This is a genomic window from Micromonospora maritima (assembly GCF_902825405.1).
Classification (GTDB): Bacteria; Actinomycetota; Actinomycetes; order Mycobacteriales; family Micromonosporaceae; genus Micromonospora; species Micromonospora maritima.
Window position 1 is genome coordinate 1 of the sequence record NZ_CADEAU010000431.1, and the last position, 4,606, is coordinate 4,606.

Annotated in this window: 6 protein-coding genes and 1 pseudogene; 5 read left to right on the plus strand and 2 right to left on the minus strand. The window is 75.3% G+C overall.

All coding sequences use genetic code 11. The features are described 5' to 3' along the window. Positions 1-255: pseudogene (locus tag HUW36_RS26305) on the plus strand (aminotransferase class I/II-fold pyridoxal phosphate-dependent enzyme); the annotation flags it as partial. Positions 256-336: 81 nt separating this feature from the next. Further along, positions 337-1,038 (plus strand): UdgX family uracil-DNA binding protein, encoded by a 702-nt coding sequence (locus HUW36_RS26310; RefSeq protein ID WP_174530603.1) that lies wholly within the window; start codon positions 337-339, stop codon positions 1,036-1,038. Here HUW36_RS26310 and HUW36_RS26315 read toward each other — a convergent pair. Next, positions 1,028-1,375: a nuclear transport factor 2 family protein gene (locus tag HUW36_RS26315; RefSeq protein ID WP_174530604.1), complete on the minus strand. Its 348-nt coding sequence runs from the start codon at positions 1,373-1,375 to the stop codon at positions 1,028-1,030. The genes HUW36_RS26310 and HUW36_RS26315 overlap by 11 nt on opposite strands. A 45-nt stretch (positions 1,376-1,420) precedes the next feature. Continuing rightward, on the minus strand, positions 1,421-2,077 hold the full coding sequence (locus HUW36_RS26320) for a 4a-hydroxytetrahydrobiopterin dehydratase (protein ID WP_174530605.1): 657 nt from the start codon (positions 2,075-2,077) through the stop codon (positions 1,421-1,423). Between the two features lie 103 nt (positions 2,078-2,180). Here HUW36_RS26320 and HUW36_RS26325 point away from each other — a divergent pair, with 103 nt between their 5' ends. The 3 genes from HUW36_RS26325 to HUW36_RS26335 all read left to right on the plus strand — a co-directional run. Then, positions 2,181-2,693 carry a hypothetical protein gene (locus HUW36_RS26325; protein ID WP_174530606.1) on the plus strand — a complete coding sequence of 171 codons (513 nt, stop codon included), beginning with the start codon at positions 2,181-2,183 and terminating at the stop codon, positions 2,691-2,693. A gap of 20 nt (positions 2,694-2,713) precedes the next feature. Further along, positions 2,714-3,856 carry an acyl-CoA dehydrogenase family protein gene (locus HUW36_RS26330; RefSeq protein WP_174530607.1) on the plus strand — a complete coding sequence of 381 codons (1,143 nt, stop codon included), beginning with the start codon at positions 2,714-2,716 and terminating at the stop codon, positions 3,854-3,856. 70 nt (positions 3,857-3,926) lie between these two features. After that, positions 3,927-4,606: MFS transporter (locus HUW36_RS26335; protein ID WP_174530608.1), on the plus strand; the 680-nt coding region annotated here is incomplete at its 3' end.

Consider the following 4,606-nt stretch of genomic DNA (forward strand, 5'->3'; position numbering starts at 1 on the left):
CTCGCCACGCGCGGGGTGGCCGCGCACGGACGCACCGGGATCAACGTCTGGGTGCCGGTGCCCGACGAGACGGCGGCGGTCACCGCCCTGCGGGACGCCGGCTGGTCGGTCGCGCCCGGCGGGCTCTACCGGATCGCCGCCGCCCCCGCCGTCCGCGTCACCGTCAGCTCCCTCGACGACGCCGACCTGCCCGCCCTGGCCGACGCCCTCGGCCGGGCCGCCCACCCCACCCGCACCCCGCCCTTCTCCGCCTGACCCCGCCGTGACCACGGGCCGTGCGCCGCGATCACGCGAGGCGGTCGCGTGGCGCGCGGCGGACGGGGTAGAACGGTCGGCATGGCCGAGAGCGACAGTGCGCCCGGGGCGCAGGAGTTCATCCCGCCACGGGCGGACACCATCGACGAGCTGCGCGCCGCCGCGGCCGGCTGCCGGGGCTGCGAGCTGCACCGGGACGCCTCGCAGACCGTCTTCGGGCGCGGTGACGAACACGCCCGGGTGGTCTTCGTCGGCGAGCAGCCCGGCGACGTCGAGGACCAGAAGGGACTGCCGTTCGTCGGCCCGGCCGGCCGCCTGCTGCGCCGGGCCGTCGACGACGCCGGCCTGGACCCCGGCCAGATCTACCTGACCAACGCGGTCAAGCACTTCCGGTTCGAGCGGCGCGGCACGCGACGCATCCACCAGACACCGGACCGGGTGCACGTCACCGCCTGCCGGCCCTGGCTGGTCGCCGAGTTCGCCCGGCTGCACCCGGACGTCGTGGTGGCGCTGGGCGCCACCGCCGCCAAGGCGCTGCTCGGCCCCACGTTCCGGGTGACGAAGCAGCGCGGCGAGCTGCTGCCCTGGCCGGCGGCCGCGCAGCACCCGGAGGACTTCGCCCGGGTGCCGGTGGACCGGACCGGCGCGGTCGCCGACGCGCCGGCGACCCGGTTGCTGGCGACCATCCACCCGTCGGCCGTGCTGCGCGCCGACAACCAGGACGTCGCGTACGAGGGGCTGGTCGCCGACCTCAGGGTGGCCGCCGGGGCGCTCAAGAAGTGATCTTGCCGAACACGTCCTTGGCGACGATCCGCCCGTCGCGGACCCGGTAGACGTCCAGCCCCCGCAGCACCGTGCCGTCCTCGGCCGGCGGCCACGCCCACTCGCAGACCGCACGGTCGTCGGTGGCCCAGACCGCGCCGAGCGTCGGGCCCTCGCCCGCACCCGTCTGCCCGGCGAGGACGGCGACCACGGCCGCCCGCCCCCGTACCGTGCCGGCCGGCCCGTCCCAGGCGTTCGGGCAGTAGCTGACGTCCTCGGCCAGGCAGCCGGCCATCCCCGCCCGGTCGCCCCGCGACCAGGCGGCGTTGAACTCCTCGATCAGCGCGCGTACGTCCACACCGGCACGCTAGCGTCGCCGTCGCCCGGCCGGCGCCCCGGTTTCTCAGTCGCGCTGCTGCCAGGTGCAGAGGCAGACCCGGTTGCCGTCCGGGTCGGCGAGCACCCAGAAGTTCGGCGCCTCCGCGTCGCTGACCAGCGTGCCACCGGCCGCCAGCGCCGCCTCCATCCGCGGCCGGACCTCGGCCGGGTCGACCCAGACGTCCGGGTGCCAGCGCTGCCGCGGCTCGTCGCGCCCGCAGGACTGGAACCAGACCGTGGGCAGCGCGCCCGCCGGGTCGCGCACCTCGTCGTCGGCGGCGCCCGGACCGGCCGGGCGCTCCGCGGCCAGGACCGCCCGCCAGAACGGCAGCACCGTGGCGTGCTCCGGGCTGTCCAGCGCGAGTTCCAGCCGGGACAGCCCGGCGTACGACGGGGACAGGCCGGCGTCCGCGACGAGCGCCGAGATCGTCCGGGCCAGCCGCAGGTCGCGGCCGGTCACCCCGCCCACGTCGTGCGACCACAGCCGCACGTCGACGTGGGTGTAGCGCAGGTCCAGGTCGGGATGGTGGTCGACCCGCTCGGCCTCCGCGCCGACGGCGGCCACCAGGGCCAGGCCGGCGGCGAAGTCGGGGGTACGGATGCGGGTGTGCAACGCGCCGAGCAGGAAGGTCCACCCGTCCAGCCCGGCGTCGGCGACCTGCTTCCCGGTCAGTGTGCCCATCCGGTCATCCTGACCTACCGCGCGCCGGCCGGCCACCCTCCACACAGGAGTATCGAGGGGCCCGGGCGGGTACGCCCCCCAGGTGCCCGCCAGGAGACCCTTCGTGTTCCTCGCCCGGTTCGGCCCGCCCGGCTCGTACGCGGTGAGCATGCTCGTCGCCACGCTCGTCTGGTTGCCGCTCAAGCTCTGGGAGGGGCGGCACGGCTCGCCGCTCCTCGCGATCGTCCGGGCCGGCCTGTTCGGGGTCGTCTGGGGAACGGTCTTCCCGTTCCTGCTGAGTTTCGTGGTGAAGCCGCGTAATCCGGCCGAGGCGGAGTGGACCGCCGGCTGGCGGCGGACCGCGACGGCGCTGCGCCGGGGCCAGCCGCCCGCCGACGAGGCGGAACGCGCGGCGGTCACCGACAACCTGCCTGCGGTACGCCGGGGGGCGCTGATCGGGCCGGCGGTCGGCATCCCACTGTTCGCCGCGCTGATCGGGGTCGCACTGCACGTCGGCCGGACGGCCAGCGCGCTCTGGTTCGCGGCCGTCCTGGCGGCGGTCCTGGTCGTCGCCGTGCTGACCGGCCGTCGGGAACGCCGGCTGCGAGCGCGGCTCGCCTCTGTCCAGGGCGGGTGAGCGGTGCCAGACTTGCCGCCATGGAGCAGCATCTCTACGAGCCCGTCCACGAAGAGTTCCGGGACCTGTGCCGCCGGTTCCTCGCCCGGGAGGCCGTGCCGCACCACGAGCGGTGGGAGGCCGACGGGATCGTCGACCGGCAGGTGTGGCGCGCCGCCGGCGCGGCCGGGCTGCTCGGGCTCGACGTCGACCCCGAGCACGGTGGCGGCGGTCAGCATGACTTCCGCTTCAACGCGGTGCTCGACGAGGAGATCGTCTCGGCCGGCTGCACCGGTCTGGGCTTCGGGCTGCACAACGACGTGGTGGCGCCGTACCTGACCGAGCTGACCACCGACGACCAGCGCAAGCGCTGGCTGCCGGGCTTCTGCTCCGGCGACCTGGTCACCGCCATCGCGATGAGCGAGCCGGGCGCGGGCAGCGACCTGGCCGGCATCCGGACCACCGCCGTCCGCGACGGCGACAGCCTGGTCCTCAACGGGCAGAAGACGTTCATCACCAACGGTGAGATGGCCGACCTGGTGGTCGTGGTGGCAAAGACCGCGCCGGACCAGGGCGCGCACGGGGTCAGCCTGGTCGTGGTGGAGAGCGGTACGCCGGGCTTCGGCCGGGGCCGCCGGCTGGCCAAGGTCGGGCTGAAGGCCAACGACACCGCCGAGCTGTTCTTCGACGACTGCCGGGTGCCGGCGGAGAACCTGATCGGCACCGAGAACCATGGCTTCTACCATCTGATGGCCAACCTGCCCCGGGAGCGGCTGAGCATCGCCGTGGCCGCGGTGGCGGCCTGCGAGAAGCTGCTCGCGCTGACCATCGAGTACGCCCGCTCCCGCGAGGCGTTCGGCCGCCCGATCGGCCGGTTCCAGCACAACCGGTTCCTCCTCGCCGAGCTGGACACCGAGATCACCATCGCGCGGACCTTCGTGAACCACTGCGTCACCGAGTTCAACGCGGGCCGCCTGTCGGTGACCGACGCGGCCAAGGCCAAGTGGTGGACCACCGAGCTGCAGACGAAGGTCGCCGACCGGTGCGTGCAGCTGCACGGCGGCTACGGCTTCATGGCGGAGTACCCGGTGGCGAAGGCCTGGCTGGACAGCCGGGTGCAGACCATCTACGGCGGCACCACCGAGATCATGAAGGAGATCATCGGCCGCGGCCTCGGCCTGTAGCGAAACCGGGTGCCGGCCGACCGGCCCGGTGCGGGAGGATGGGGCCCCGTCACCTCCAGGAGCGTCCGCCATGGCCACCGACCTGACCGCGCCGGCCCCGCCCCGGCCCGACGTCGCCGGCATCCAGCGGCGCACCCTGCGCCTGCTCTTCCTCACCCAGGTCATCGGCGGCACCGGCGTCGCCATCGGCGTCTCCGTCGGCGCGCTGCTCGCCGCCCGGGTCGCCGGCACCGCCCTGGCCGGGGTGGCGCAGAGCGCCGCGGTGGTCGGGGCCGCGCTGCTCGCCGTGCCGGTCACCCGGCTCATGACGGCCCGTGGACGCCGGCCCGGCCTGGTCACCGCGTACCTGGTCGGCGCCGTCGGCGGCGTGCTGGTGGTGGTCGCGACCGCGACCCGCCTGGTGCCGCTGCTCTTCGTCGGCATGCTGCTGTTCGGCGGGGGCACCGCGGCCAACCTCCAGGCCCGCTACACGGCGGTCGACCTGGCCGAGCCGGAGCGGCGGGGCCGCCAGCTCTCGCTCGTCGTCTGGGCCACCACCATCGGCTCGGTGGCCGCCCCGAACTTCGCCGCGCTCGCCGACGACACCACCCACCGCTGGGGGCTGCCGACGCTGGCCGGCCCCTTCGCCTTCAGCGCCGTCGCGTTCACGCTGGCGGCCGTCGTACTGCTGGTCCTGCTCCGGCCGGACCCGCTGCTCACCGCGCGCCGGCTGGCGGCGCCCGAGGCCGGCGCCGCCCCGGCGGCCACCCG

Bases quoted from the DNA above. Each gene is read 5' to 3' on its own strand.
- HUW36_RS26310 (WP_174530603.1), top strand. From the start codon at position 337: ATGGCCGAGAGCGACAGTGCGCCCGGGGCGCAGGAGTTCATCCCGCCA.
- HUW36_RS26320 (WP_174530605.1), bottom strand. From the start codon at position 2,077: ATGGGCACACTGACCGGGAAGCAGGTCGCCGACGCCGGGCTGGACGGG.
- HUW36_RS26330 (WP_174530607.1), top strand. From the start codon at position 2,714: ATGGAGCAGCATCTCTACGAGCCCGTCCACGAAGAGTTCCGGGACCTG.